General features: G+C 50.2%; 23 protein-coding genes. 12 read left to right on the top strand and 11 right to left on the bottom strand.

Going from position 1 to position 26,290, the window contains the following annotated elements:
- Positions 1–15 precede the first annotated feature (15 nt).
- The 8 genes from Q4A84_RS04110 (at position 16) to nhaC (ending at position 7,178) form a co-directional block, all read left to right on the top strand.
- Entirely contained in the window at positions 16–780 is a 765-nt protein-coding gene (locus Q4A84_RS04110) for a DeoR/GlpR family DNA-binding transcription regulator (protein ID WP_303087660.1), read from the top strand.
- Positions 781–937: 157 nt separating this feature from the next.
- Positions 938–1,207, top strand: a complete 270-nt coding sequence (gene rpsO / locus Q4A84_RS04105) for a 30S ribosomal protein S15 (protein WP_040666955.1) — start codon at positions 938–940, stop codon at positions 1,205–1,207.
- 283 nt (positions 1,208–1,490) lie between these two features.
- Positions 1,491–1,934, top strand: coding sequence for a type II 3-dehydroquinate dehydratase (gene aroQ, locus Q4A84_RS04100; RefSeq protein WP_303087659.1), 444 nt, complete (start codon positions 1,491–1,493; stop codon positions 1,932–1,934).
- Positions 1,904–2,761: a shikimate dehydrogenase gene (locus Q4A84_RS04095; protein ID WP_303087658.1), complete on the top strand. Its 858-nt coding sequence runs from the start codon at positions 1,904–1,906 to the stop codon at positions 2,759–2,761. Before aroQ ends, Q4A84_RS04095 begins: the two co-directional genes overlap by 31 nt.
- A gap of 333 nt (positions 2,762–3,094) precedes the next feature.
- Complete coding sequence (locus Q4A84_RS04090) at positions 3,095–4,426, top strand: aromatic acid/H+ symport family MFS transporter (protein ID WP_303087657.1); 1,332 nt, start codon at positions 3,095–3,097, stop codon at positions 4,424–4,426.
- A 54-nt stretch (positions 4,427–4,480) separates the two neighbouring features.
- Positions 4,481–5,077: a glutathione S-transferase N-terminal domain-containing protein gene (locus Q4A84_RS04085; RefSeq protein ID WP_303087656.1), complete on the top strand. Its 597-nt coding sequence runs from the start codon at positions 4,481–4,483 to the stop codon at positions 5,075–5,077.
- A 40-nt stretch (positions 5,078–5,117) separates the two neighbouring features.
- Positions 5,118–5,666 carry a glutathione peroxidase gene (locus Q4A84_RS04080; RefSeq protein WP_303087655.1) on the top strand — a complete coding sequence of 183 codons (549 nt, stop codon included), beginning with the start codon at positions 5,118–5,120 and terminating at the stop codon, positions 5,664–5,666.
- A gap of 135 nt (positions 5,667–5,801) precedes the next feature.
- Positions 5,802–7,178: a Na+/H+ antiporter NhaC gene (gene nhaC / locus Q4A84_RS04075; protein ID WP_303087654.1), complete on the top strand. Its 1,377-nt coding sequence runs from the start codon at positions 5,802–5,804 to the stop codon at positions 7,176–7,178.
- 74 nt (positions 7,179–7,252) lie between these two features.
- Here nhaC and Q4A84_RS04070 read toward each other — a convergent pair whose 3' ends face one another.
- Positions 7,253–10,411 carry a TonB-dependent receptor gene (locus Q4A84_RS04070; protein WP_303087653.1) on the bottom strand — a complete coding sequence of 1,053 codons (3,159 nt, stop codon included), beginning with the start codon at positions 10,409–10,411 and terminating at the stop codon, positions 7,253–7,255.
- Between the two features lie 491 nt (positions 10,412–10,902).
- Here Q4A84_RS04070 and Q4A84_RS04065 point away from each other — a divergent pair, with 491 nt between their 5' ends.
- Together Q4A84_RS04065 and Q4A84_RS04060 are read left to right on the top strand one after the other, a co-directional pair.
- Positions 10,903–11,646, top strand: coding sequence for a Slam-dependent surface lipoprotein (locus Q4A84_RS04065; RefSeq protein WP_303087652.1), 744 nt, complete (start codon positions 10,903–10,905; stop codon positions 11,644–11,646).
- Positions 11,647–11,802: 156 nt separating this feature from the next.
- Entirely contained in the window at positions 11,803–13,236 is a 1,434-nt protein-coding gene (locus tag Q4A84_RS04060; RefSeq protein ID WP_303087651.1) for a surface lipoprotein assembly modifier, read from the top strand.
- Positions 13,237–13,304: 68 nt separating this feature from the next.
- On the opposite strand, the gene narI is transcribed toward Q4A84_RS04060, so the two are convergent.
- The 6 genes from narI to Q4A84_RS04030 all read right to left on the bottom strand — a co-directional run bounded on the left by narI (position 13,305) and on the right by Q4A84_RS04030 (position 19,020).
- Positions 13,305–13,988, bottom strand: a complete 684-nt coding sequence (gene narI, locus Q4A84_RS04055) for a respiratory nitrate reductase subunit gamma (protein WP_303087650.1) — start codon at positions 13,986–13,988, stop codon at positions 13,305–13,307.
- 3 nt (positions 13,989–13,991) lie between these two features.
- A complete protein-coding gene (narJ, locus tag Q4A84_RS04050; RefSeq protein ID WP_303087649.1) occupies positions 13,992–14,663 on the bottom strand; it encodes a nitrate reductase molybdenum cofactor assembly chaperone in 672 nt (223 codons plus the stop codon).
- The gene (gene narH / locus Q4A84_RS04045; RefSeq protein WP_303087648.1) at positions 14,663–16,222 is read right to left on the bottom strand and encodes a nitrate reductase subunit beta; all 1,560 of its coding nucleotides are present in this window, start codon (positions 16,220–16,222) and stop codon (positions 14,663–14,665) included. Before narH ends, narJ begins: the two co-directional genes overlap by 1 nt.
- 325 nt (positions 16,223–16,547) lie before the next feature.
- Complete coding sequence (gene thrC, locus Q4A84_RS04040) at positions 16,548–17,960, bottom strand: threonine synthase (RefSeq protein ID WP_303087647.1); 1,413 nt, start codon at positions 17,958–17,960, stop codon at positions 16,548–16,550.
- Positions 17,961–18,011: 51 nt separating this feature from the next.
- Positions 18,012–18,395 carry a hypothetical protein gene (locus tag Q4A84_RS04035; RefSeq protein ID WP_303087646.1) on the bottom strand — a complete coding sequence of 128 codons (384 nt, stop codon included), beginning with the start codon at positions 18,393–18,395 and terminating at the stop codon, positions 18,012–18,014.
- Positions 18,396–18,414: 19 nt separating this feature from the next.
- Positions 18,415–19,020 (bottom strand): sugar O-acetyltransferase, encoded by a 606-nt coding sequence (locus Q4A84_RS04030; RefSeq protein ID WP_303087645.1) that lies wholly within the window; start codon positions 19,018–19,020, stop codon positions 18,415–18,417.
- A gap of 123 nt (positions 19,021–19,143) precedes the next feature.
- Here Q4A84_RS04030 and Q4A84_RS04025 point away from each other — a divergent pair, with 123 nt between their 5' ends.
- Positions 19,144–20,457: a replication-associated recombination protein A gene (locus Q4A84_RS04025; RefSeq protein WP_303087644.1), complete on the top strand. Its 1,314-nt coding sequence runs from the start codon at positions 19,144–19,146 to the stop codon at positions 20,455–20,457.
- 392 nt (positions 20,458–20,849) lie between these two features.
- Entirely contained in the window at positions 20,850–22,166 is a 1,317-nt protein-coding gene (locus Q4A84_RS04020; protein ID WP_303087643.1) for an ammonium transporter, read from the top strand.
- A gap of 85 nt (positions 22,167–22,251) precedes the next feature.
- Here Q4A84_RS04020 and Q4A84_RS04015 read toward each other — a convergent pair whose 3' ends face one another.
- The 4 genes from Q4A84_RS04015 to Q4A84_RS04000 all read right to left on the bottom strand — a co-directional run bounded on the left by Q4A84_RS04015 (position 22,252) and on the right by Q4A84_RS04000 (position 26,136).
- Positions 22,252–22,704, bottom strand: a complete 453-nt coding sequence (locus Q4A84_RS04015; protein WP_303087642.1) for a hypothetical protein — start codon at positions 22,702–22,704, stop codon at positions 22,252–22,254.
- Positions 22,705–22,775: 71 nt separating this feature from the next.
- Positions 22,776–23,783 (bottom strand): DNA polymerase III subunit delta, encoded by a 1,008-nt coding sequence (gene holA, locus Q4A84_RS04010; RefSeq protein WP_303087641.1) that lies wholly within the window; start codon positions 23,781–23,783, stop codon positions 22,776–22,778.
- The gene (lptE, locus tag Q4A84_RS04005) at positions 23,780–24,259 is read right to left on the bottom strand and encodes an LPS assembly lipoprotein LptE (RefSeq protein ID WP_303087640.1); all 480 of its coding nucleotides are present in this window, start codon (positions 24,257–24,259) and stop codon (positions 23,780–23,782) included. The genes holA and lptE overlap by 4 nt, the downstream gene beginning before the upstream one ends.
- 248 nt (positions 24,260–24,507) lie before the next feature.
- Entirely contained in the window at positions 24,508–26,136 is a 1,629-nt protein-coding gene (locus Q4A84_RS04000) for an ABC-F family ATPase (RefSeq protein WP_303087639.1), read from the bottom strand.
- Positions 26,137–26,290: the final 154 nt, after the last annotated feature.

The following is a 26,290-nucleotide window of genomic DNA, read 5'->3' as shown; positions in this document are numbered from 1 at the left end:
CAGGATATATGTGATATGCCTAGAAACAAAAGACACGAACGGATTATCCGTCTGGTACGCGAAAACGGCTTTATGCCGATTGACGAGCTGGCACACAGACTGGAAGTAACGCCGCAAACCATACGGCGCGACATCAATATCTTGAGTGAAGAAAAAGTATTGCGGCGCTACCACGGCGGTGCGGCCATCGGCGACGAAACCGGCAATCCGGATTTTTTATCGAAGAAAAACACCATGAAAGCGGAGAAAATGCGGATAGGCGATGCGCTGGCCGCTCATATTCCCGACGGCGCCACCTTGTTTCTCAGCATCGGCACAACCATCGAAGCCGTTACGGATGCTTTAGTGAAACAACGCAAAAACCTCTGCATCATCACCAACAACATTCATGTGGCGGCCACCGCCTCCAGCCGCATTGATTATTCCGTATTGATTACCTCCGGCGTCGTTCGCCCGCTTGACGGCGGTGTAACCGGCGTTGCGACGATGGATTTTATCAAGCAGTTTAAAGTCGACTATGCCGTATTGAGCGCTTCCGCCGTCGAAGAAGACGGCTCCTTGTTTGATTCGGATTATAAAGAAGTCAGCGTGATGCAGGCCATGATGGAAAACGCCCGCGTACGTTATCTCGCCGCCGATCACAGCAAATTCGGCAAAAGCGCCCTCGTGCGGATGGCAGACATTACGGAATTTGACGCCGTATTTACCGATCAGGCTTTAAGCCCGATGCTTACCGGCAAACTGACCGATGCCGGTTCTAAATATGTTATTGCCGAATAAATCCTACCGTAAATCAGAACTGGCATCTTTCCGTAACTTATGACATAATTGCCGCCCTGTCTGCGTTAAAGCAGGCATGATCGGAGTTTGCACAGGTTTCAGGCTTGGCAAACTTGTCCGAACCGAAAGGTTCATTATTATTTTCCGGAGTTTTATCATGGCCTTGTCCATCGAACAAAAAGCACAAATTGTTAAAGATTTCCAACGCAAAGAAGGCGACACTGGCTCTTCTGAAGTGCAAGTTGCATTGTTGACTTTCCGCATCAACGATCTGACTCCCCACTTCAAAGCCAACCCGAAAGACCATCACAGCCGTCGCGGCCTGTTGAAAATGGTAAGCGCGCGTCGTCGTCTGTTGTCTTATCTGCGCCGCACCAAACCCGATACTTATCGCGAGCTGATCGGCCGCTTGGGTCTGCGCAAATAATCACGATGTGCTTAATCAATCAAAATGCCTGTCTGAATCTTTTCAGACAGGCATTTTGATTCCAGCATGCCCAGCAAACAGCATTTCATCTGCCACAAATAGCATATATCACCAAATACCATCAAAAGAGAAACATCATATTCCAGATAAAACACCTAAATCACATAAATCGGCCACAATCCTTTCAGATTGGCTGACAATCCTGTTTTTTCCACCCTCGTCTCTCAACCACCATACCGTTCAGTTACAATAACCGCATTTTTGTAATTCCGAAAGCAACGTTATGGCACATATACTGGTTATCAACGGCCCCAACCTTAATTTACTCGGCACTCGAGAACCGCATATCTACGGCGCAGAGACGCTGGATGATGTTTGCAACAATTTGAATAAGATTGCCGCCGAAGTCGATACCAGCATAGACCATTTCCAAAGCAACAGTGAAGGCGACATCGTAACCCGCATCCAAGCAGCACGCGGCAACACCGATATGATTATTATCAATGCCGGCGCATATACCCATACCAGCGTTGCCATCCGCGATGCACTTGCCGGCGTCGGCATTCCCTTTGTCGAAGTGCATATTTCCAACGTACACAGCCGCGAAGCCTTCCGTCATCATTCCTACCTTTCCGATCAAGCCGTTGGCGTCATCGTAGGCTTGGGCACCTATGGCTATGAAGCCGCCCTGCGTTTTTGCGCGCGCCACCTGAAAGCCATCAAATGATTAACGGCCTGACCCGCGTCATTGCGCACATCGGCTACCCGACCCAAACGTTTAAATCGCCGATGATTTACAACCCTTATTTCAAACATTCCGGCATCAATGCCGTAGTGGTGCCTTTTGCCTGCGAAGCTAATAATTATCCTGTTTTTTTGCGAGCCATTTTCGGCAACCGCAATACGGCCGGAGCTTTAATTACCATGCCGCATAAAGTTGCCACTACCGAATTGTTAGACAGCCACTCCGCGACCGTAGAAATTGCGGGGTCGTGCAATGCCGTGCGCCTCGGCGCCGATGGACAACTCGAAGGCGATATGTTTGACGGGGAAGGATTCGTGCGCGGCATTCGCCGCAAGGGTTTCGCTCCCCAAGGCAAAGCTGCTTTGATTATCGGCAGCGGCGGGGTGGGGTCGGCCATTGCCGCCTCTCTGGCTGCCGCAGGCGTAGCAAAGCTCGCCCTATTTGACACTTGCTTGAATGTTGCTGAAAAATTAGCCGGCAGATTGCTTCGCCATTACCCCGAATTAACCGTGGAAATCAGCAATAATGATGCCGCCGGTTTCGATTTAATCGTCAACGCAACGCCGTTGGGCATGTATGAAACCGACCCGCTGCCAACCGACGTTTCCCGTATCGCGCCGGAAACATTTGTCGGCGAAGTGGTCTTAAAAGAAGAGATGACGCCTTTTCTACGCTCCGCTGCCGCCCGTGGCTGTCGAGTTCAGGTTGGTACGGATATGCTGTTTGAACAAATACCGGCTTATCTGGAATATTTCGGTCTCCCCACCACCACGCCGGAAAACCTGCGGCAGCTTGCCGAGCTTGATTGACGAGCGATTGGGTGCTGTCATTCAACAGCAGAATAATCATTCGGGCAATTTTATAGAGGAGCAATATCATGTTTTCAAAAGAAGTCTATCAAAACAGATACACCATCATCTTTACATCAGCAGCAATCATCGGTTTTCTGGCAGGCATTGCCGTAGGGTTAAACAGTTTGAAATAACGCCTCGTTGCCGCAGCAATCCCAATGCCTGTCTGAAAAATTTTCAGACAGGCATTTAAGAGAATAAAAAACCGTCGGCAACGGCCGATACCTTTACCTGACACCCGCATTAGTTAAAACCGCTTCATTCACAATCTACCCGAATCAAAACCAGACTATGACGCACACACACGAAATCAATATCCGAACCCTACTCGACAACCGCCCCGTCGGCCGCTACCAAAAGCTGGTTATCTTCCTCTGCTTCCTGATTGTGGTAATGGATGGTTTCGATGTTGCCATCATGGGCTTCGTCGCACCTTCCCTGAAAGAAGCATGGCACCTGAGCAATAATGCGCTGGCACCCGTGCTCAGCGCCGCTTTGGCTGGGCTTTCGATAGGCGCGTTGATAGCCGGCCCGTTGGCCGACCGTTTCGGTCGCCGCAAAGTGCTGATTGCCAACGTGCTGACCTTCGGCTTGTTTACTCTGCTTGTCGCCACTGCCGACACACTGGATCACATGGTGGCATACCGCTTTATCGCCGGCTGCGCCATGGGTGGCATCATGCCCAATGCCGCAACGCTGGCCACCGAATTTTCGCCCGCTCGCAGTAGAGCGCTGTTGGTTACCATCGTATTTGCCGGCTTTACCGTCGGCGCAGCCGGCGGCGGCTTTCTGGCAGCCGGATTGATTCCCCATTTAGGCTGGCACAGCGTATTCTGGGTCGGCGGTATTTCACCATTATTGCTAAGCTTGGTGCTCTGGGCGCTGCTGCCCGAATCCATCGGCTTTCTGGTACACAAAAGCGGCGAAACCGCCCACATTCGCAAAATCGTAGAAAAATGCGCGCCCAACACAACCACCGAGCACAGCACCTTTACCCTGCCTCTACCGCCTAAAACCAAGGGCAATCCGATAAAAACCGTGCTAAACAGCCATTACCGCATCGGCAGCATCCTGATTTGGTCGGCCTATTTCATGCACCTTTTCCTCGTTTACCTGTTGGGAAGCTGGATGCCCACCATGTTAAAAGAATCCGGAATGACAGCGGCTCAAGCCAGCATTATTTCCGCCATGTTTCAACTGGGCGGCCCGCTCGGCTCCGTGCTGCTCGGCTGGCTGATGGATCGTTTCAATCCCAACCGCGTACTCGGCTTTGCTTATCTCACCGGCGCAGCCATGCTCGTGTTAATCAGCAATATCGGCCAGCAATACGCCTTGTTGTGCCTTCTTGCCTTCATTATCGGCGCAGCACTCAACGGCGGCGGCACCGGTATGAATGCTCTTTCCAGCATGTTTTTCCCTTTACCGGCCCGCGCAACGGGCAACGGCTGGATGCACGGGCTCGGACGCATCGGCGCATTCTTATCCGCTTTTGTCGGCGCATGGTTGCTCGATTGGGGTTGGAACTTCAGCGAAATTGCGATTGCCCTAACCCTGCCCGCGATAGCCATTACGCTATTGCTGGCTTTTAAATCTTACTATTACCGCCGACGCAACACCCCGTAACCGGCTCGAATCTGTTAAGCTATCGTTCCATGCCTGTCTGAAAGGAGACCTTACATGCAGCTTTATCTCAGCGCCACCTCACCCTTTGGCCGCATTTGCCTGATTTGCGCTTTACTCCGACAACGCAACGACATCCTCCTTAATTTCGTCAACCCGTGGGAAAACCCTGCCGAATTGGCCGAACAAAACCCGTTCGGCCAGATTCCGGTGCTGCAAACCGACGAGGGGCCCGTTATTTACAATACACACCTCATCTGCCAATATTTGCACAACGATACGCCCTCTGCCGAAGATCTGGCCGTATCCGGCTATGCCGTCAGCCTGCTCGATAACACCATCCAAGCGCTCAAACTCGTTCGGTTTAAAACCGAAAATAGCGACGACCACCCTCTGGTCGACCGCTGTTTCAACGCAGTGAAACGCGCTTTGCCGCAGGCGCCGGCATTCGATGCCTCCACAACCAACTGGCCGCAAATCATGTTGGGCATTGTATTGCTAACGGTAAAACTGCGTTACCCGGAGCTATTCAGCCAACATGCACGCCCCGACACTGCCGACACCGTAGCACAATTCGAGCAGCGCGACTTCATTCGCCAAACCGATCCTGCCGCGTTGGAGCGCAAACCCGCCACTGTCGGCGATGTTTTATAATGAACGCCCCGTCAACACCTATCTGAGAAAGGATTCTCCCATGACTTCCGCCACCTCAATCTACGATTTCACCATGCGCGACGCACAAGGCAAAGAAATCAGCCTTTCTGAATATAAAGGCAAGGTCGTGTTAATCGTAAACACCGCCACCCGTTGCGGCTTGACTCCGCAATATGAAAAGCTGCAACAGCTCTATGAAAAATTCCAACCGATGGGGCTGGAAATTTTGGATTTCCCCTGCAACCAATTCCGCGAGCAAGCTCCCGAATCCGGCGACGAAATCGCCAAAATCTGCCAGATGAAGTTCGGTACCAAATTCAAAATTTTCGATAAAATCGAAGTCAACGGCCCCAACGAAAGCCCACTTTACGCCTATCTGAAAGCTCAAAAACCGGAAGACAAAGGCGGCAGCAGCATGAAAGAATTCTTGCTCAAACTCGCTTCCCTGGGCGAAAAACGCGAAGGCAGCGACATCAAATGGAATTTCACCAAATTCCTCATCAACCGCCAAGGCGAAGTGGTGGAGCGGTTCGCACCCAGCATAAAACCCTCTGAAATCATTGATGATCTGGAATTGCTGCTTTCTTAAAGCCGCCGATTTAAAATGCCTGTCTGAAACTTTTCAGACAGGCATTGACAGTTAAAGCCCATACTTCAGCCAAGTCGTTTGCCAAACAAAACAACCTGTGCCCTCCCCAAACACTTTAACCGACACAATAAAAAAATGAAAAAAGCACTAATCGAAATGAATCCCAAAGAAGCCTCGCTGATTGCCGCCATTATCGTCGGCATCATGGGCGTAACCATCATCAGCTTCGAATGGGTACCGCACCTGTCCATTATTCTGGTTTTATGCGGGCTGATGATGTTTGGCCGCCTGCGCGGCATCTGTTTTGCCGCCATGCAAAAGCAAATGGCAACCGGCGTCATGTCTGGCATCGGAGCGATTTATCTGTTTTTCTTCATCGGCTTGCTGGTTTCCGCATTGATGATGTCCGGCGCGATTCCCACGCTGATGTATTACGGCTTCGAGCTCATCTCGCCCAACTATTTCTATCTTTCTGCCTTCCTGCTCACTTCCACCGTCGGCATTGCCATCGGCAGCAGCCTTACCTCCTGCGCCACCGTCGGCGTCGCCTTTATCGGCATGGGGCATGTGTTTCACGCCGAACCGGCCATCACCGCGGGTGCCATTGTTTCCGGCGCCTTCTTCGGCGACAAAATGTCTCCGCTATCCGATACGACCGGTATCGCTGCCTCTATCGTCGGCATCGACCTGTTCGAGCATATCCGTAACATGATGTACACCACGGTACCGGCCTTTATCCTAACCGCCCTCCTTCTCGTCATCTTCGCCGGTCATACTTCCGCCGCCAATCTCGACAACATCGCCGCCATGAAGCAAGCTCTGATTGCCAGCGGATTGGTACACGGCTATGCTCTTTTGCCCTTTGCCGTATTGGTTATCCTTGCCTTACGAAAAGTCAACGCCATCTATACCATCATCGCAACCATTGTTGTTGCTCTGATGATTACCTACAGCCACAGTAAACCGGGCGCTAGCGAGTTGGGCGCTTGGTTTTTTACCGGTTACAAACCAAGCATTGATTTAGGCCAAACCGGCAGCCTACTTAGCCGCGGCGGCGTACAAAGCATGTTTTTCACCCAAACCATCGTCATCTTGGCTCTCAGCCTCGGCGGCCTGTTACATGCGCTCGGCATTCTCCCCGCCTTACTGCAAGGCATCCGCCATCTGCTGACCACAGCAGGCCGTGCCACCTTCTCCGTAGCCGCCACCGGCCTTGGCGTTAATATTCTTATCGGCGAACAATACCTCAGCCTGATGCTGGCCGGCGAAACCTTCAAACCCATTTACGACAAACTGCACCTGCACCCACGCAACCTTTCCCGTACCCTGGAAGACGCGGGCACCGTTATCAACCCACTGGTACCGTGGAGCGTATGCGGCGTTTTTATCAGCCATACTCTCGGCGTGTCCGTACTCGACTATCTGCCTTATTCTTTTTTCTGTTACCTCTGCTTGGTATTAACCCTATTATTCGGTTTCAGCGGCCTGACCATCAGCAAAAAAGAAGCCTGAAACCGCTTACTTGTTTAATCAAAAAGCCTGTCTGAAAAGCATTCAGACAGGCTTTTGATTATCAGATAATACGATTAAAACTTCTTACTCAAAGAAAAGCGTAGCGTCCTGCCCGGGGCAGGCATATTGGCTCGGGCTAACGGATCAAAGTAATAACGGTTTGTCAGATTGCTGCCGGTAAATTCAATGCTCAAATCATTTTTGAAATTGTATTTCACATAAGCATCGATAATCGTCGCCGCATACCACGGCACCGAGCCGTTTAATGCGGCAATGTCTGTTGAACGGCTACCATCCAGATACTTTTTAACATAATCTTCCGCCTCTTTCGAACGTTTATAGCCGGTGTGGAATGTCAGCCGGCTGCCCATTTCCAGCTTACGGTCAAAAAACCGCCCGCCCAATAATACGTTAAAGGTATATTTCGGCAACGCCATGTTATACATATAACCGCCCGGAAAACCACCCTCAACACATAAAGGCGATTTACCATAATACACATCAACCAGCGCCGCTTCGTTGGAATCGCAAACACGATTGTTCAACACATAATTCGCGCCCGCTTCGGCAAAAAACCGGCCGTTATCATAGCGGCCCGACAGTTCCAGACCTGAAGTGCTCCACTTGTCACGCTGGATAAATTCAAGATTGTCTCCCCGGTCTATCGCATTTCGGATCGTATTTCTATAATAAGCCAGCTTGATATCGGCGCTTTCCGCTTTGCCCGGCAAAATATCACGCAGATTATGCACATAACCGAATTCCAAATTGGTGCCGACCTCCGGCTTTCTCTTATAACCCTGAGCAGAAGAGCTGAAGCCGGATGTGCTCTCGAATATGCTGGGCATACGGGTATTTTGTGCCCAACGGCCATACAGCCGTATATTGTCGGTCAGCCGGTAGGAAATAGAAAAAATAGGTGACCAAGCATGACCTTTACGCTTCTCAACTCGCTTCTGCTTCCAACCTGAATGCTCCAAGGCTGCCATTTGCTTGCGATTCTCTATAATCCGAGCCTTCATTGCTGCCAACTCTTGAGTACCAGTACCCGTAGAACCCGGCCTCAGTGATTCTTGCCTTAGAGTATATTCGTCTGAATAAACCAATCTAGCTAATTCCGCGTACCGCGGATACACTCCGTCTGTAATCGAATCAATGCGCTCCATATGCTGTGTTTTATCTGCACCGGACGCAACAAATTGATACGGAACCACAATACCCAGCTCTTTGGCTTTACCGTTTAAAAACGGATTATCCGCACGTGATATTTTGCCGTATTCATCACGAGGAAGATAATAAATAGGATGTGAACCATTAGAGCTATTAGTTTCACGATAAGCCCATTCATTGGCCTGAGCTTCAGACGCGCCTTGGCGGAGATATTCTGCCTTTTCTTCCTGATTGATATTTTCCGGTCTATTATAGGGTATACCATACGCCGTTTCTCCCGCTAAAGCATTTTCCGCGAAAGATAAATCTTCATCGGAAAGGTTCCTTTTCATCGAAAGATTGTGTGATTCGAGCATATTTCTGGATTCTCCACTGCCGTTTCTTTCCACATCTCTTCTCAGACCATCTTCAAATATCGATTGTAATGATGTCACTTTTGACAGAGCATTATTGACCAAATCATCGATTACATCGTAATGGTTATAACGTGCTCCGGCATTGATACTCAACCTCTCTGTCGGCTGCCAGTCAAAATTAAAATGGCCTTGATATTCGTTCCGCCGGCCTTGGCGCGGCACGCTTGCGAAAGGCAATTCATAACCCGCAAGCACCTTCCAGTCTTCATCCGGACTGCCCAGCTTTTCATGCTGAAAACTGCCACCTACCGTCAGATTCAATTTATCCAGCAGACGCATTTTATTGGAAAACTGAACGCCCCAGCGGTTATCCAGGCTTTTAATAAAAGAACCCGCCACTACTTCCCTGGTGGATTTATCATCTCTTACATCTTTATGATTTTTCACATATGCAAAATCATAAACATTGCCTCCCGAATTATGCAAATCCATTCTCGCCTGATTTTTCCAGATGCCCGCTTCCAAATCAATCCAGCGATTCCCCGGCTTCCAATGGTAATCCAAGGTATAAGTCCCCATCCTGATGCGGCTTAACGGCCACTGCGGCATAGTAAACTGCCCATCTTTAAGCAATCCCGTATTGCGCGAAGGCATAATCTCGCCATAACGGCTGTCCAGATAACGGTACCCCAGCCTGATCGCTTGATTCTCCGTAGGCTTCAACGTTCCTTTAACCAAAAACGAACGGTTATCCAGTGAGGTATTCATAACTTCTCCTCCGCTGGCAAACATATTGTCTAATGTCGTTGCATTTGGCGATGAAAAACCCGGCCCACGTACACCGCCGCCAAAATAAAGCTTCGCATAATGATCACGCCCGCCCTTGCCGGCATAATAATTGCCATGATAGCGATAGGCATACGCCGCCACCAACTCCCCCCAATCCGATTTCCCCGCCACCGCAATCCGCCCGGCCTGATCATGTCCGAAACTATTGTTTTTTTGCTTGCCGGGTAGAACGTATGTTTTGGCGCGCAGCCCAGCTCGGCCATCATCTGAAAGGTATGGCCACTCTTTACCAATCACGCTCATATCCGGCAAACGCTCTTTAGCCATATTGTTGCCCGCTTCCAGACGAATGTCTGCCCCGATCTTCCGGCCCGGTTTCAAAACGTCATCCGCCTCCAGCGTTTTTAAGGCGATACCACCGCCTACCGAACTCTGAAATCCCCGCGTCAGCGACGCACCTTTCTCTACCCTAATGCTACTGATCAGCATCGGATCAATATAGCTGCGGTTATTCGCTCCGTAATAACCCCGCCATACCGTTACCCCGTTTTCTGCTCCGTCTATCGTTACCGGTACCCGCCCCTGACCCTGAATACCGCGGATATTCGGATCAATGCCGCCGCTATTGCGCGCATCGCCTATGCCTACCCCTGCCATACCTTTAAACAAATCTGCGGCAGAAGTGCCGCGAAACAGCTCTATCTGGTCTTTATCGCGGTAAAGGCTCGACATATCCTCTTCATAAACCTTGTCGTGCCCTGCCTGATGCTTGTCTGCATGCCCGTGTACGGTAACCGACTCAACTTCGGTTTCTCCGCTTGGAAGATTCTCTTTATTTGCTGCCAGTGCTGTCGGTGCCGACAGGCAGGCGGCAATCATTAAGGCCAATTTGTTGTATCGCTTGTTGATTCTTTCCATTTCTCCATCCCCCTGTCTGTTTTTATTACTATGTGAATATCATCCTACATAAATAAAATTGATTATTATTTGATTTTTAAATATTCGGAGTGAATAGAAGAATAAACGGCACGATTCATGGCATGTAATAATTCAAAATAGAAATAAAAATGCTGAAATTATTTATTACAACAATTTTTCACAATTTAATTTAATTTTTTCAATAGAAAATTTCATATATATCAATTACTAGGATGGGTATCGGATAGAAAACAACGGATTTCTGCTTTTTTAGCAAAAGCATTTTTGCTTTTAATTATGTAAATTTTATAAATTATTTCAAACCTGAAAATAAATTAATATAATTTATTTTCAATTATTTATCATAAATAAGATTATTTAAATAAAGATAATCATTATTATTTCTTTTTACATGAGTTATAATATTAATACTGAATGAAACAATTTCAATCAGTATTTCAAAAATCTCTTTTTCGAAAGGAAATAGAATTATGAAACATCAGAAACTTACACTCATTCTCAGCGCATTAACCCTGGCTTCTCTTGCACCCGCTGCATTAGCGGAAACCGTATCCGGTATCAGCGATAGCTCTCAAATTAATGTAGGTCCCCTTACCAGAGTTATACGCGTTCATAAAGGGAATCTTGGCGATCCCGGTATCGGTAAAAATTCTTTTTCTGGAGGTACCCGTGTTTCTTTCTTAGGCTTACAAAGTTTCGCCCAAAACCGTATTGGAGGAAGTTATGACAGATATGGTGTAACACGCATACCGAACTCTGGAACAGATCATGGCACCGGAGCGTTTAACTTCCAACAAGTAGCCGGACACAATGCCTACTATGGAGAATGGTCTGCTACTGGTAGACCGACAGATGCCACCCGTACTGTGTATTATTCAGGCAGGGAAAAATCTACCAGCCTGCCAACCGGCGCAGTGGTTAACTATCAGGTCAAAGGGATTAACCGCTACAACGGCGGAAACTTGTTAACAGGTAACCTGCGCGGCGATTTCCGTAGAAATACTCTGACCGGTTCATTGAAAAATAGCTCCTTCACTCTGGGCATCAACGCCAGAATCGTACCAGCTAATGCTACGTTTAATGGTACGGCGACTGCCGCCGGTTTGAGAGGAAATACGCATGGTCATTTCTTTGGTAACCGTGCAACCGGTGTAGCCGGCATCGCTACTTTCAACAATCGTACTTACAACACCGCATTTGGTGGCAAACGTTAAATCGATGACAAATTAATTCCAAACGGGATTAATCAAAAATACAAAGGCTTGCATAAATGCAAGCCTTTGTACAATCAAAAATATAGTTTAATAAATTATTATTACTACAATTAATTACCCCCTCCCTTTCAGCCATCACTTTCAGACAGGCCTTCTATGTTTAGAAAAACAGTTTATCTTTATCTGATCATTGCCTTGCCCGTATTCGCGGAAGACAATACCGCCCAACGAATCTGGCAAAACACACGCCAGGCTGTACAACATCAAGATAACAAAGCTTTGGAAGAAAGCGAATCCTTTCAAACAGACGAAACATACAGTAAAACGGAGAACGAACAGCAAGATGTCGGCCAAGCGCTTTTCTCAGCAGTGAATCATCAAGATTGGGATACGGTGCGCACCTTACTGGCACAATACGAGCGTCAACCGGGTTACGATCAAGATATCGCTTTGTTTGCCCGCGCCTCCTTGGCACGCTCGGAAGGGGAAGTCCAACAATCGCGGCAAAGCTATGAAACCTTGCTGCAACGCCAGCCCGATTTTACCCGTGGCAGACTGGATTTAGCCCGCCTGTTATTCGAAGACCAACTCAATCGGGAATCGGCGGCGGAATTTGACAAAGTGCCGCGGGAAACATTACCCGAGCCGGTGCAAAACAACATCCGGCTGTTTCAAGATGCCCTGTCGCAACGGCAAAAATGGCAGGGGTCGTTTTCTCTTGGCGCAGTAAGAAACAGTAATGTCAACGAAGGTTCCGGCGGCACACAACCGGCCATTATCGATTGCCCGCCGGAGCTGCAAGACGAATGTTATATTTTCCAAGGCCAAGCCCCCAATCCCCGACCTTCCGCCGGCATTGCCTATGAGGCCGCGGCGGCCCGCCGCTGGCAACTTTCCGGCCATCACGGCCTGCATACCCGTGTTCTTGCTTATGGCAGATTTTACCGCGATAGCGAATATAACGAGCATACGCTGAATATCAGCCCGGGCTATCAATTTGCCGATGCAAAGCGCACGGTAACGGCCGCTCCTTTATGGGAATGGAACAGTATCGGCAAGCACGCTCAATATCGCGCTTACGGTATGCGCACCGAATGGAACGAAAACCGTAGCCGCTGGTCTTGGAACACGGAAACAGAGTGGAAAAAAATGGTTTATTTCGATGAAGAGGTAAAGCATAACAACAGCCGCCTGATGTCGGTGTTCAACACACTCTCTTTCTCGCTGCGTGATGATTTAATCCTATTCGGCGGCTTAGACTTTCAACGGCGCATTGCCAAAGACGAAACCGAAAGCTATCGCCAGCCTTCTCTAAGGCTCGGTATCTTCAAACAATTCGGCACAGGATTCGATGCTTCTCTAAACACGCTGTTCCGCCATCGCTCTTACGACGCGGAAAATGCCACGCTGGGTCAACGTCGACGAGATAACGAGCAAATCTATACTTTGAGCCTAGGGGCGGAGCGCTGGAAATTCGCTGGCTTAAAACCAACCCTGACACTCAAGCACCGTCGGGTCAACAGCAATATCCGCTGGCTATACCGATACCAGCAAAATGAAATAGGCTTGTCGCTGGTAAAATATTTCTGATGATTTTGATGCAAAATGCCTGTCTGAAAAGTTTCAGACAGGCATTAGTTATCGTGTATCTATCATGTTTAACGACGGCGCACCAACTGCCACGGACGCAGAATATAGTAAACGCTGCCGAATCCGCTCCACGCATGCACCATTCTGGTAAACGGGAAAATCAAGAAGAAAGTCATACCCATAAAGATATGAAGCTTAAATATCACGCTCACATCAGCAAGGTATTCCGGCGCCGCGCCGCGGAAGGTAACGATATGCTGAGCCCATTGCATGAGTTTGACCATTTCGTGACCGTCCAGATGCCCCATACTGACGAAAATCGTTGACAAACCCAAACACAGCGTCAGCAATATCCAGATAAGCACCAGTTTATCGCGCCAAGTGCTATTAGCCGACAAGCGGTCGCATTTGAAACGGCGGTGAATAAGCAAAAGCAAGCCGACCAGCGCAACCGTGCCGAAAATACCGCCCATCGTCATGGCGAAAACCTGCTTCGCTCCGTGGCTGACTCCGATGAAATCCCAAAATGCCAAGGGTGTCAGCAAACCGAACAAATGGCCGAAGAAAACCGCCAACACGCCGGTATGAAACAGCATGCTGCCCAAACGGAGTTGGCCGCGGTAAAGAAGCTGGCTGGAATCGCTTTTCCATGAATATTGCTCGCGATCAAAGCGCACCAAACTGCCGAAAAAGAAAACAGACAGGCAGATATAGGGATAAATGCCAAAGAAAAATTGGTTGAGTGTGTTCATTGTTTATGCTCCTTTTTGCGCTTGCGCCTTATACACGCTTTTAGGATAAAACTGCACGGTTTCGATACCGGGCTTCAGCAAAGGCTCGACGCCGGCAACATCAGGGCCAAACGTTTCCATCGCTTCATCCATATCGCGTACGGGCGGTTCGACCAGCGGTTGCGGTTTTACCGGGCTCAGTTCGGTAATGCCTTGCAGCAAAACGGCATAGGGAGAACCGTTTTTTTCCAGCTTTCCCGCTATATGGGCGATAACATGCACGGCATCGCCCAAAAGTTTCTGCGCATGTTCGGAAGGCACTTGCGCCAGATATTCCAGCAAGGCGGGCAAATAATCGGGCAACTCGGTATCGCCCAATTCAAAGCCGCCGCGGCGGTATTCCTCCAATAAATCGACCATTGCGCTGCCGCGGTCGCGGTCTTCTCCGTAAACATGCTCGAAAAGGTAAAGCGCATGATTGCGGTTGCGATCAAATGTGGCAACGTAACGCTCTTGCAAATCGCGCAGACTATGCGTTTGCAGATAAGCCAGAAAACCCGATAAACGATGCGTTTGCTTTTGCAACGGCGGCCATTCGTTTAAGGCTGTCTGAAATTCGGGCAGCGCCTCAATCAGCTCGGCTTCGGGATAACACAGAAGCGCTGAAAACCATTGGTAAACGGGGTTTGCATTCATTACCTAACCCCTTTTTCGCGGTTTTCCTGAAGGTCGTTGCGACGGTCGAAAAAGACAATCGGCGTGCCTTTGCGTTTGCCGAACAAGCTCTCTTCGCTACCGCCGCCGGAGCAACCGTTGCCAAAAGAGAAGCCGCAGCTCGCTTTGTCTTCAAAGCTGTTTTCCACCATTTCTTTATGCGAAGTTGGAATGACAAACCGGTCTTCATAATTGGCAATCGCCATGATTTGATACATGTCTTCCACCATTTCCGGCGTCAGGCCCGTGCCGTCGAGCGTTTGAGCCAATGTTTCACCGTGCACCACCTGCCCGCGTTTGTAACGGCGCATGGCAATCATGCGTTCCAACGCGGCTTTAATCGGCTCCACTTTGCCTGCCGTGAGCAGATTGGCCAGATAACGCAGAGGAATACGCATTTCGTCTACACTCGGAATAATGCCGTTTTCCCCAACCAAGCCGTTTTCAATCGCCGATTGAATGGGCGAGAGTGGCGGGATATACCAAACCATCGGCAAAGTACGGTATTCGGGATGCAACGGAAAAGCCACTTTCCATTCCATTGCCATTTTATAAACAGGCGATTGTTTGGCCGCATCCAGCCAGCTTTGGCTGATGCCTTGTTCCAAAGCAACACGCTGCACTTCCGGATCATGCGGGTTAAGGAATACGCCCAGCTGCGCATCATATAAATCTTGCGGATTTTCAACGCTGGCGGCTTGCTCGATTTTATCGGCGTCGTAAAGCAACACGCCCAAATAGCGGATGCGGCCGACGCAGGTTTCGGAACAAACGGTCGGTTCGCCCGCTTCGATACGCGGATAACAGAAAATACATTTCTCGGCTTTTCCGCTAACCCAGTTGTAATAGATTTTTTTATAAGGGCAGCCGGAAACGCACATCCGCCAACCCCTGCATTTATCTTGGTCGATTAACACGATGCCGTCATCTTCGCGTTTGTAGATGCTGCCAGAAGGACAGGAAGCGACACAAGTCGGATTCAGGCAGTGCTCGCACAAGCGCGGCAGATACATCATGAATGTTTGCTCGAACGCGGCGTGCATATCTTTCTGAATGCCTTCAAAAAGCACGTCTTTGGCGCGCTTTTCAAACTCGCCCGCCAGATCGTCTTCCCAGTTCGGCCCCCAGTTCACCTTATCCATCTTTTTGCCGGTCAACACGGAAACAGGCCGTGCGGTAGGCGGCGTGGGCATTTTCGGCGCGTTTTGCAGATGCTCGTAATCGTAGGTAAACGGCTCGTAATAGTCGTCGATCTGCGGCATGTTGGGATTGGCGAAAATATTCGACAAAATTTTCAGTTTGCCGCCCTGTTTGGGCACCAACTTGCCGTTGGGCTTGCGCACCCAGCCGCCGTTCCATTTTTCCTGATCTTCCCAATTTTTCGGAAAACCGATGCCCGGCTTGGTTTCCACATTGTTAAACCACGCATATTCCACGCCGTCGCGGCTGGTCCATACGTTTTTGCAGGTAACGGAGCAGGTATGGCAGCCGATACATTTATCCAAGTTCAGCACCATGCCGACTTGCGCTCTGATTTTCATGATGGTGTTCCTTCGTTACGGGCAGGAAAAGCGGCTCGGCCTGCCCTGCGTTCCAACTTTTTCAGACAGGCATCAATCCTGCTGAACAAGCTATTTCGAATAGTGGTGGTAAATTATTTTGAAGTTTTTACAGGCAACAGCTTAGTGGATGGCACACAAGAAAAACATGCGCCGAAAGCGTAAACGACAACAGCAAAATGATGGGGCAAAGCTACCGAAAAGAGGGAACGGGATAATCCTTTAGAAGTATGAGCGCTTGAATCACAAATGCCTGTCTGAAAACATTCAGACAGGCATTTGAAAGATGACTCGGATTTTCTTGCGCTTAATCCAAAGTTTCGCGGATGATGTTTTTCACCACAACGGCATTGTTAGGCACCACGGTTACGCGCTGCGGCAATGATTCCAAATTATTCAGCGCGGCCGGTCTCGGAATGGCCACGTCCCCGCCCACCGCTTCTCTGATGGTTTCCGCAAACTTGGCCGCCAGCGCGGTTTCCAAACAAACCACGGTTTCACCCGGCTCGCGGATTTCGCGCGCAACTTTCACGCCGTCGGCCGTATGCGGATCGAGCAATTCTCCGTCGGTTTCATACACGTTTTTAATCGTGGCCAAACGGTCGGCATGCAGGCTGCGGCCGGAGACAAAACCGTAACGCTGATGGATTTTATCCAACATAAAGTGCAGGTCAAAGCCTTTACCTTTACCCACTTCCGCCCATAAGGCTTCCACCGCCGTACCGTCGCGATCCATCAAATCAAAGATAAAACGCTCGAAATTGGAAGCCTTCGAAATATCCATGGAAGGGCTGCTGGTAACGTAAGTATGCTCGGCGCTGCGCGGCAGATATTCGCCTGTGCGGAAAAACTGATCCAACACATTATTTTCATTGGTCGCCACAATCAGCCGGTGAATAGGCAAACCCATCTGGCGGGCAATATGGCCGGCGCAAATATTGCCAAAATTACCGGAAGGCACACAGAAGCTGACTTTTTCTTGATTAGATTCGGTCGCTTTGAAATAGCCGGCAAAATAATAAACGATTTGCGCCAACACGCGGCCCCAGTTGATGGAATTGACGGTGCCGATATGATATTTCGCTTTAAATTCGGCGTCATTCTGCAAAGCTTTCACAATATCCTGGCAATCGTCAAACATGCCTTCCACGGCAATATTGTGAATATTTTCATCTTGCAGGCTAAACATCTGGGCGCGCTGGAAAGCGCTCATTTTTCCTTTCGGCGACATCATAAACACATGCACGCCCTGTTTGCCACGCAAAGCATATTCGGCGGCAGAGCCGGTATCGCCGCTGGTGGCGCCGACGATATTGAGCGTTTGGCCTTCTTTAGCCAGCACATATTCGAAAGCATTGCCCAGAAACTGCATCGCCATATCTTTAAAAGCCAGTGTCGGGCCGTTGGAAAGCGCTTGGATTTTAATGCCGTCTTTGAGTGTGCGTACGGGTGTGATTTCAGGATTGCCGAAAATTTCCGCAGTATAGGTGCGGTTGATAATGCCCTTCAGATCTTGTGCCGGAATATCGTTTACAAACAGGCTCATGATTTCAAACGCCAGCTCCGGATAACTCAAGCCGCGCCATTGCTGCAAGGTTTCAGGGCTGATTTGCGGATAATGCTCCGGCAGCATCAAGCCGCCGTCGGGCGCGAGCCCCATCAGTAAAACTTCACTAAACTGTTTGTTTGCGGCTTCTCCGCGTGTGCTGACATATCTCATTATTCGGTTCTCTATTTAATAAGGTTGGAGGCAGTTTATCAAATCCGCCTGTTATCTTTTCTTTGTAAACATCCGCTCGGTGCAGGCCGTTACGGTTTTGGCCGTTACTTTGGCAATCACTTGCGTGCGGCCGGATTGAGTGCCCAATTGCAGCAATTCGGCGGCGCTTAATTGATTGGGCGCTTCTTCGGTAACGCAACCGCAGATTTTATCTTCCCACTCGCGCTGCTTCTCCGCCGTCATGGCCAGCGCCACGATGCGCCATTCATTGCGATTGTTTAATTCGGTTCGGCATTGGTTGTCTATCAGATTGCTGATTAAAGCGTTGCTTACGCCGCCTACGCCCGTATCCGAGCTTCCGCCTAAAAAGCTGCCGTCTGCAGCACAGGCGGCCAACAAGCATGTAAGGGACGTTACGGCTAAGATTTTTTTCATTTTTATTCCTTATGGTAAATCAGATTGAGGATGACAACTTAGCCAGATAGGCTTCGCGGTCTGCTTCGGTAATATCTCTAACAGGGCGGCATGGAGAGCCCATCGCCAATTTACCCGCCGGAAGATCTCGGTTAACCAAACTGCCGGCGGCAACCACCGTATTATCGCCTATGGTTACGCCGCCTAAAATAATACTTTGCGCACCAATCCATACATTATTGCCGATGACAATCGGTTTGGCATTTTGGTAATATTGATTACGCAGGCCTGCATCCAAAGGATGGCCGACGGTGTAAAGCCCGACATTCGGCGCCAGTAATACGTTATTACCGATAAAAATGCCGCCCGCATCCAACAGCGTGCAATTAAAATTGGCATAAAAATTATCGCCCACTTCGATATAAGTGCCGTAATCGCAATAAAAAGGCTGGGTAACGGTCAGCCGCTCGCCCGCTTTGCCGAGCAATGCTCTCATCAAACTATCGCGCTTAGCTTTATCGCTCGGCCGGGTAAGGATGTTGTATTCATAAAGCAGGTCTTTTGCTCGTGACTGCTCGGCACTCAACGCTTCGTCTACCGCTTTGCAAGGTAGGCCCAACAGCATCTTTTCACGTTCGGTCATCATCGGCATTTCCTATCGGTTTCGGCATATTGTACCGCATAGCGGCATATTCAGGATAACCGCGTAACGATATAATCGGCACTGAACCCGTTTGCCGCCATGCCTGTCTGAAAAAGGAAAACCGCCATGTCCGATTTATTTTCCCGCCCGCCCGAAGCGCCGTTGGCAGAGCGTTTGCGCCCGAAAAGCTTGGACGAGGTCATCGGCCAGCAGCATTTAATCGGTGCAGGGAAACCGCTGCGCATCGCTGTAGAAGGTGGCAAGCCGCATTCCATGCTGCTCTGGGGGCCGCCCGGCGTAGGCAAAACAACCCTAGCCCGGATTTTGGCGCAAAGTTTCCATGCCTTGTTTCTGCCCATATCCGCCGTTTTTTCCGGCGTGAAAGACATCCGCGAAGCGATTGAAAAAGCTGAAATCGCCTTGCAGCAAGGGCAATCAACGATTTTATTCGTTGACGAAGTACATCGTTTCAACAAAGCCCAGCAAGACGCTTTTCTGCCTCATGTGGAAAGCGGTTTGCTCACCTTTATCGGCGCCACCACCGAGAATCCTTCGTTTGAAGTCAACCCCGCCCTGCTCAGCCGCGCGCAGGTTTATGTGTTGCAATCATTAAGCGAAGAAGATTTAAGCAATCTGGCCGAAAAAGTTATGACGCTGCCCGAATATGCCGCATTCGATTGGGAACCGGAAGCGCTACAGCTGCTTATCCAAACCGCCGACGGCGATGCCCGCCGCCTGCTCAATCTGCTGGAGCAATTGCTGCGCGCCGCTCAAACCCAACGCTTAACCACCCTTACCCCGGCCTTTCTGGCCGACAGCTTGGGCGCGCAAATCCGCCGTTTCGACAAAGGTGGCGAAAGTTTTTACAACCAAATCTCCGCCTTACACAAATCCGTACGCGGTTCGCATCCCAATGCCGCTTTGTATTGGTTTTGCCGTATGCTTGATGGCGGAGCCGATCCCCATTATCTGGCTCGCCGTATCATCCGCATGGCATGGGAAGACATCGGCTTAGCCGACCCGCGCGCCATGCAGATTGCCAACGACGCTGCATTAACTTACGAGCGCCTCGGTTCACCCGAAGGAGAGCTTGCCCTCGCCCAAGCCGTACTTTATCTGGCGGCGGCTGCGAAATCCAATGCGGGTTACTCGGCCTATAACCAAATGCGGCAATTTGTAAAACACAATCCCAGCCACGAAGTGCCGATACACTTGCGCAACGCCCCGACCAAGCTGATGCAAGAAATGGGCTACGGCAAAGCATACCGTTATGCGCATGACGAACCGAATGCTTACGCCGCCGGCGAAACCTACATGCCGGATAATCTGCAGGAGCCGGATTTTTACCAACCCGTAGCACGCGGTTTGGAAATCAAAATCGGCGAAAAATTGTCATGGTTGAAGCAGCTCGACGAGGCATCCAGCCAACCGGAAGAATAAAGCCGACACAGAAAATGCCTGTCTGAACGTTTTCAGACAGGCATTTTCATCAACTGGCCGATTTCCAAATACTTTCACAAAGCAAAATCTAAAAAACCGCGCTGCTCTGCGATTGATAAGCTTTAGATAGTTAAAGATTTTAGCTTGTCGAATCTGATAAATACCCGTAATCCAATATTAATCATCTCAAGTGGCGCCTGCATATCGCACCCGAAATAAGCGGTTCGGCTTCACGATGCGGCTTATTTTTTTGCTTTTAAATGTAGACAATTTTACAAATTAAAGCAAATGCCTGTATACTGCGTTTCATACAGGCATAAACGCGCATGCTCAAACCACGATTGCGCAGAGCCCCTTACCTCAAATCCTTTCCCAATCAGGAGACCTTACCAATGAAACGCGCACAAATCCTGCCCTCTTTGGCTTTCCTGCTGCCCCTGCCGGCACTCGCCGCAGACGGCGTCAACTGGTGGCAGCCTTTTTCCGCTCTTAATTCCGGCGATACCGCATGGGTCATGACCTCCGCCGTGCTGGTGCTTTTCATGACCATTCCCGGTCTGGCTCTGTTTTACGGCGGCATGGTACGCAAAAAAAACCTGCTCTCCACCATGATGCACAGTTTCTCCGCCGCCGCATTAGTGAGCGTATTGTGGGTTATCGCAGGCTATTCTCTGGCTTTCACCCCGGGAAACGCCTTTATCGGCGGCCTCGACCGCATCTTCCTTCAAGGCGTGGGCTTGGATAAAGTTAAAGAAATGGTTACCGTAGCGCCCAATGCGGCCAGCGTTCCCGAAACGGTGTTTATGTTTTTCCAAATGACATTTGCCGTGATTTCCACGGCCATTATTACCGGCGCATTCGCTGAGCGGATGAAATATTCGGCCATGATGCTGTTTTCCGGCTTGTGGGTTATGCTGGTTTATGTGCCGACCGCGCATTGGGTATGGGGCGGCGGCTTTATGAGCGAAGGCGGCGTTTTCGATTACGCGGGCGGCACCGTTGTTCACATCAACGCAGGCGTGGCCGGTTTGGTTACCGCCGTAGTATTGGGCAAACGTTTAGGCTACCGCAAAGAGCCGATGCCGCCGCACAATATGGCCTTCACCCTCACAGGCGCGGCCATGCTGTGGGTTGGCTGGTTCGGCTTTAACGCCGGCTCCGCCGTTGCCGCCGATGCCTCTGCCGGTATGGCAATGGCCGTTACTCAGATTGCCGCAGCAGCAGGTGCGCTGGTATGGCTATTATGCGAAAAAATTGCCGGTCATCGCCCTTCCGCTCTCGGTTTGGCTTCAGGTGCCGTTTCCGGCCTTGTCGGCATCACGCCCGCAGCCGGCTTTACTAATCCACAAGGCGCTTTGGTTATCGGTATTTTGACTGCCGTCGGCTGTTATATCGCTTCCGTTAGCATCAAGCGCAAACTGGGTTACGACGATTCGTTAGACGCTTTCGGTATTCACGGTTTCGGCGGCCTTATCGGTGCGATTCTAACCGGTATCGTATTCGACAACACCTTGTTCGGCGGTAGTGCCAACGTCGGCAGCCAAGTGCTTATCCAGCTGAAAGATTCTGTGATTACCGTTGTGTATAGCGGCGTTGTCAGCTTCGTTATTCTGAAAGTGGTTTCCTTGCTGTGCGGCGGCTTGCGCGTAGAGCGCGACGTTGAACGCGAAGGTTTGGATTTGAATATCCACGGCGAACGGGTGGAATAATTCACGAACCAACCAAACGCAAAAAAGCCTGTCTGAAAACTTTCAGACAGGCTTTTTTCATGGTTAAACCCAAATATATTGCAGCTTAGCGGAACATATTGCCTTTACCTTTTCCCTTGCCTTTACGCTGAGCCGCCTGCATTTTCTGCATTTCCTGCATCTGCTCGGCGCGATTGAAAATCGACATGCTTTTAAAAAACTTATGCGCATCAGCCTCGGGGCAATTATTGTTGGCCATTCTATAAATCATCACGGCCTGTTTTTGCGCTTCCCCGCCACTGTTATACATCCGTTTCAAATCGGCAGGATTCACCCGACCCGATTCAGGATCGATATTGAACGCTTTAAGCGTATCGGTAAATTTTTTACGCTGGCGGCGGATAACAATAAACGCCACCAATGCCACAACGGCAATCACCGCCAGCACGGCAGCCAGCGCCACCCACCATCTGACGCCAAACAAAATCAAAAGGCCGACAACAACGGCCGCGAAAATCGCAATCCGTATGGCAGGTTTGACAAACATTTTATAATTCATATTTTTCTTTCTTTTCAATGCTTCATTGATTTCAAGTGGTTTGTACAAGCAAAAAATGCCTGTCTGAAAGGCTACACAGCCAAATCCGTTACCAGTTGCTTAAAAGCAGGCCAGGCCTCGCCCGCTTCCGCCCCTTTAATCATACGATCGATACGCGCACATTCCTGCAGCGCGGCAATCAGGCGGCTGATAGAAATGCGTTTTACCGCTTTCGGCGCCAATACTTGCTTGTCGCCCCACAGGCGCAAGCTGTTGCGCACGGCAGAAACGCTCTGCCCCTGTTTTAAAGCCGCAGTCAGTCGAATCAGTGTACGTATGTCTTCGGCCAGCGCCCACAGCAGCAAAACCGGCTCCTCGCCTTCTTCTTCCAAACCGGCCGTCAATCTAACCACACGCGCCGCATCGCCGCTCATCCATGCGCCGGAAAGCTGAAACACATCAAAACGCGCCACATTGGCCACGGCATTTTGCGCATCTTGCAGGTTAACCAAATGACCTTCGGGATACAACAGCGCCAGCTTGTCGATTTCCTGTTTGGCGGCCAACAAATTGCCTTCCACCCGTTCGGCAAACAAAGCCAGCGCATCGGCTTCGATTTGCAAACCGTGCCGCTGCAGACGGCCGCTAATCCATTGCGGTAAAGCCTTTACGGCAACGGCTTGGGCTTCCAGCACCATGCCGTGCTTCGATAAAGCGCCGAACCATTTGGTTTGCAATTGCGCCTTTTCCAGCTTCGGCATGGCTACCACCACCACCGTATCTTCGGGCAGGCGCTCCGCCAGTGCCTGCAGTGCGTCGCCACCGTTCTTGCCCGGCTTGCCGTTGGGAATATGAATTTCCATCAATTTCAAATCGGCAAACAAACCCATGCTGTTGGCCGAAGCCAGCATTTCGTTCCAATCGAAATTCGTATCGGCGGTATAAACTTCGCGGTTCAGATAGCCTTGCTGCTTGGCCGCCGAGCGTAAAGCATCCAGCGCCTCCACCCGCAGCAAGTCTTCCTCGCCGTGAATCACATAAAGCGGGCTGAGACGGCCGGCAAGGTGTTCTGCCAGCTGCTCAAGCGGCAAAGCGCTCATGGTTTGACGGCTTCCACAAATGCCAGTCGACGCACAATCTGCTCGGCCGCATCACGGCGCATTTCCTGCCACATAGTGGCTTCTTCCTCTTGCTTACCCAGCACTTCGCTATCGGCATAATCCATCGTACGCCGCACTTCCACCACCATCGGTGCGCCCAAGGGCTCGCCATTGCGGCTGGCCTGCGCCTCCACATGCAAAAGCAGCATGTATTCGTTGATATTGGCGGCACGGGTAATGGTTAGCACGTCTTTATGCGTATCAACGGCGGTAACCGTAATCGTTGCCTGAGCCTGCGGCGCATCAACCGGCACGCCGTCGGCACGGCGCAGCGCGTTTTCCAGCACCTGTTGCAGAGCGCCGCCGTCTACACGCCAGGCAATGTAAGGCAACTTATCATAAGTCTGCGTGCCTTTCAGATGAAAACCACAGGCCGATACGGCCAGTATCGCTGCGGCAAGCAAGATTTTTCGCATTCAAATTTCCTTTTTGCAGGGCACGCCATTATAGCTTAAAAATGCCTGTCTGAAAGTTTTCAGACAGGCATTACAATGCGTATCCGCCTGAGCACCAAAGGTGGTTGCCGCCCAATAAAATACACATCTTCGCAAGCGGCAGACCAAGCCACGGGCTTCGAGTACAGTTCTCTCGGCGATGATGCCTGCCAACAAAAAGCCTGTCTGAACTATTCAGACAGGCTTTGTTATTGATGCAACACAGAAAATCAAGCCAAGCCTTTTTTCTCCAGATAGCTTTCGTAATCGCCGAGATAATGTTCGTAGCCGCCTTTGCCGTCCAACTCGATAATCTGGGTTGCCAGCGAAGAAACAAACTGGCGGTCGTGCGATACGAAAATCAAGGTGCCTTTGTATTTTTCCAGCGCCATATTCAACGATTCGATGCTTTCCATATCCATATGGTTGGTCGGTTCGTCCATAATCAGCACATTGGGCTTCAGCAGCAGCAGTTTGCCGTAAAGCATGCGGCCTTTCTCGCCGCCGGAAAGCACTTTAACCTGTTTGACCACGTCATTGCTACCAAACAATAAACGGCCGAGCGTGCCGCGGATAACTTGTTCGTCATCGCCTTCCTGACCCCATTGGCGCATCCATTCGGTTAAATCCATTTCCACATCAAAATCGTTTTCATGATCTTGCGGGTAATAGCCGACGCTGGCTTTTTCCGCCCATTTGATGCTGCCTGCATCAGGCGTCAAACCATCGGAATATTCAGGATTGTAAGCACCGGCCAATAGTTTCAACAAGGTCGATTTACCCGCGCCGTTCGGCCCGATTACGGCCAAGCGCTGGCCGGCTTCCAGAATATAAGAAAGCTTTTCAAACAAGGTTTTGTCGAATGATTTGGCCAAACCTTCCACTTCCACCGCTTGGCGGTGCAGCTTGGCTTTCTCATCCGTTTCAAAGCGGATATAAGGATTCTGCCGGGTAGACGGCTTCACCTCAACCATTTCCGACTTAATCTTATCCGCCTGTTTCAAGCGGCTGGTCGCTTGGCGAGCTTTGGATTTGTTGGCACTAAAGCGCGCCACGAATTCCTGCAATTCCTGCAATTTTTCTTTGGCCTTCGCATTGTCTTTCAACGCACGCTCGCGCGACTGAGCCGAAGCCAGCATATAATCGTCATAGTTGCCGGGATAAATGGTAATGCTGTTGTAATCCACGTCGGCCATATGGGTACACACTTCATTTAAAAAATGGCGGTCGTGCGAGATGATGATCATGGTCGAATCATATTGGTTCAACACCCCTTCGAGCCAGCGGATGGTGTTGATGTCCAAGTTGTTGGTTGGCTCGTCGAGCAGCAATACGTCGGGCTTGGAAAACAAAGCCTGCGCCAGCAACACGCGCAATTTGAAACCCGGGGCAACTTCCGCCATCTTGACATTGTGCAAAAATTCTTCGATGCCCACGCCGCTGAGCAGCTCTGCGGCGCGCGCCTCTGCCGTATAACCGTCGTATTCGGCAAACTTGGCTTCCAATTCGGCCGCCTGCATGTAATCGTCTTCCGTGGCTTCAAGATTCGCGTAAATCGCATCACGCTCGGTCATTGCCGACCACATCTCCGCATGCCCCATCATCACCACATCCAGCACCCGCATGTCTTCATAGGCAAACTGGTCTTGGCGCAGCTTACCCAAACGTACGCCGTTTTCAATCGCCACTTCGCCCGCCGTCGGCTCCAAATCGCCGCCCAAAATCTTCATAAAAGTAGATTTACCCGAGCCGTTTGCGCCGATCAAACCGTAGCGGTTACCCTCGCCGAACTTGACTGATACGTTTTCAAACAAGGGTTTGGCGCCAAACTGCATGGTAATGCCGTTGGTAGAAATCATCTAAAATCGTCCTGAAAATACGGTTATTCAAATTGGGCGGCATTTTACCATAAATGCCTGTCTGAAAATGTTTTGCCGCGCCCCGATATTTTCGCCAGCCCTTTCTTCCTAACATATATGCCGACAAACTTGACAATCCCTAAGCAATCAAAGA

Origin of the sequence: Neisseria sp. (assembly GCF_030527965.1) — a bacterium.
GTDB lineage: Bacteria > Pseudomonadota > Gammaproteobacteria > Burkholderiales > Neisseriaceae > Neisseria.
This window is presented reverse-complemented; position numbering and strand designations above follow the sequence as displayed.